The sequence below is a fragment of the Nostoc cf. edaphicum LEGE 07299 genome (genome assembly GCF_015207245.1).
GTDB lineage: Bacteria > Cyanobacteriota > Cyanobacteriia > Cyanobacteriales > Nostocaceae > Nostoc > Nostoc edaphicum_B.
The window spans coordinates 1-2,891 of the sequence record NZ_JADEXF010000876.1; the positions used below are offsets into that span (position 1 = coordinate 1).

The window sequence follows — 2,891 nt, forward strand, 5'->3', positions numbered from 1 at the left end:
ACTATTTTGTTCTAGAATTATGCTATCTTGACCCAGCAAACTTTTGACTCTAATTTTATCCTCATCAGTATTATTCTTAGTAAGAATAGCAATAACTTCCATCTCCAATTTCTTAGCAGCAAAGATAATCATCCAACTCTTGAAACTTCCAATAGACAGGAGAATACGCTTACCTTGCAATCGGGTAATAAACAGAGCGAGTTTTTCATCTATTGCAGCAGTTTCTTCTACAATTAGCTTTTCTGTACGTTCCTGCAAATCATGATTACCCAACTTGGCGGCAATATTCCTTAAACACTGATTTATTGACTCTATGCCATAAATAGACTCTTCAATGTAGGGAATGCCATATTTTTTATCCATCCCTTTTGCCATGTTAATTAGTGCTTTGGAGGAGAGTAGCACATTAAGTTTGGCACGATGGGCATAGCAAACTTCTTTGTAGACAGCATCGCCTGTAATTTTAGCCAAAACTCTGATACCTAATTTATTCAATAACGGTAGAACATTCCATATTGCACCTGCGATGTTATGTTCACCAATTAGGTTGATGTCATAATCTGTACTAGTCTCTGGTTCGGCTGTTCCAATAACGTGTTCTAGCAACGCTTCACCAGCAACACGATTGCCCAAATTTTGGTTCCCAATAAAGCCAGGACAATGTACAGGTATGGTGGGTATTCCTGTTTTCTCGGTGGCATTTTTGCAAACTCCCTCGATGTCATCTCCAATTAAGGCGGTGATGCAAGTGGAGTAGACAAATACCGCCGCCGGTTTGTAGCGTCTTGCTAATTCTAAAATGCCTTTGTACAGCTTTTTGGCTCCACCGAAGATGATATCGTTCTCATCGATGTCGCTGGTAAAACGTATTTTGTAGAGCATTGAACCAGATGAAAGACTGCTGTAACTTCCCCAAATGCTGGCAGCACAGCCGCTTGGCCCGTGAACTACATGAGCAGCATCGGTGATTGGTACTAGGGTAATCATTGCACTATCAAAAGCGCAGCTCCCTTGAGTAGTTCCAGGTTGGGGTAATTGTGTAGAGGACTTTTTTTTATGCAATTTCTGTTGCTGAGGAGCATCTTCAGAATTTGACTCACTGAATGAATCGTTGATTTTTCCTGGTGTGGGATTCATTTGTTTGGTGACAATAGGTAGAAGTTATTAGGTATTAACTGAATTACCAAAAAATAAAGATGATTTCCATTTATTAACCGTGTATCTAAAGTATGGAATAAAAGGGGGATGAGAAAGATGATTTCTCATCCCCTAAAACATAAACATCAACTAGGTTAGAGAAGGAGAAAACAAAAACACGAACTAGACTATTAAAGTATTAATTTTGCTGTGTACATCTTGGTAAATTGGTGTTGCCACGGTGAAGATAAAACACACAGAGTTAAGATTAGCTATTCGATTACCTCCATTTTTAAGGATTGGTCAGAGGGTGGGACAAAATAGCCCACCTAATATTTACTCTGTATTTAGCACCGGAGTCTAAACAAGAACCTTACTTCTTCTAGCTACCAGAAACTATTTCTACGTTTCCTTTTTTCACTGCTTCTAATGCTTCGCCTTGAGCATCTTCTAGCTTCTTCTCACCATCTGCTTGAGCGTTGGCGGCACCTATCAGTTTTGCAGCATTTTCTTCGCTTTCGAGAATACCAAATTCAATCAACAAATCTTCTAGCTCGTCCATCTCAATAGGTGTGGGAACGGCAAGATTTGTATTGTTGATAATCTTGTCTGCTAATGTACGGTATTCATTAGCTTGATTGCTATCGGGTGCGTACTCATTGACAGTCATTCGGCGCAATTCTGCGTGTTGCACGATGTTGTCACGTGGCACGAAGTGAATCATCTGAGTACTCAATCTGGCTGCTAGGGTGCTAATCAGTTCGTCTTCTCTATCTGTATTACGACTATTACAAATTAGACCTCCCAAGCGCACGCCACCAGTATGGGCGTACTTAAGAACACCGCGAGAGATATTATTAGCAGCAAACATCGCCATCATTTCACCGGAGGTAACGATGTAGATTTCTTGGGCTTTGCCTTCACGGATTGGCATAGCAAAACCACCACATACAACGTCGCCTAATACGTCGTAAGATACGAAATCTACGTTTGAGTAAGCGCCGTTTTCTTCTAAGAAGTTGATGGCGGTGATAATCCCCCGACCGGCACAACCTACACCAGGTTCAGGTCCACCAGATTCCACGCATTTGATATCTCGGAAACCATTGATAACTACTTCTTCAAGTTCGATATCTTCCACAGCGCCCCGTTCCGCAGCAAGATGTAACACGGTGGTTTGAGCTTTACAGTGCAGAATCAAACGGGTAGAGTCAGCTTTGGGGTCACATCCGACAATCAAGATGCGTTTACCCACTTCTGCCATTGCAGCAAGGGTGTTTTGGGAAGTGGTAGATTTACCGATACCACCTTTACCGTAGAAAGCAATTTGTCTAATTTTTTCGTCGGACATAATGATTGATCCTGTAATTGTTTGGTGGGTCTGTCGGTTTATCAGGCGTTGGCATTTTGTACCTACTGGAGGTACTCGCGCAAGTCCCTTATGTAGAACGTCGTTGGAGGTGCTCGTTCTACAGCAAAAAGAGTCCGAAGAAAGAACATATTCAAGTGTTGGTGAGTTTTCGTTAGCCATTAGTCATTGTTTTTTCTGACTAATAGCTAGAGCAATAAGGCATTACTCAAGGAAGATTGCAAGTATTACCATCCGCTCACTCAAATCATTTCTCTAGCGGCAGTAATACCAGTTGAAAAAAAAGAAAGCTACAGATGACAAATTGGAAACCCAAATTCAATGTGAATTACGAATTTAGCATTATCAGTTGTTGTAATCTCCTGAAGGTTGCTCATACCTCAAA

The 2,891-nt window shown here is 41.2% G+C and carries 2 protein-coding genes; both read right to left on the minus strand.

The features are described 5' to 3' along the window. Positions 1-1,137, minus strand: a 1,137-nt coding sequence (locus tag IQ229_RS22035; RefSeq protein ID WP_194047396.1) for a nitrogenase component 1, incomplete at its 3' end; no start/stop codon positions are given. 382 nt (positions 1,138-1,519) lie between these two features. Next, positions 1,520-2,488, minus strand: a complete 969-nt coding sequence (gene nifH / locus IQ229_RS22040) for a nitrogenase iron protein (RefSeq protein WP_194047398.1) — start codon at positions 2,486-2,488, stop codon at positions 1,520-1,522. Between the last annotated feature and the right edge of the window lie 403 nt (positions 2,489-2,891).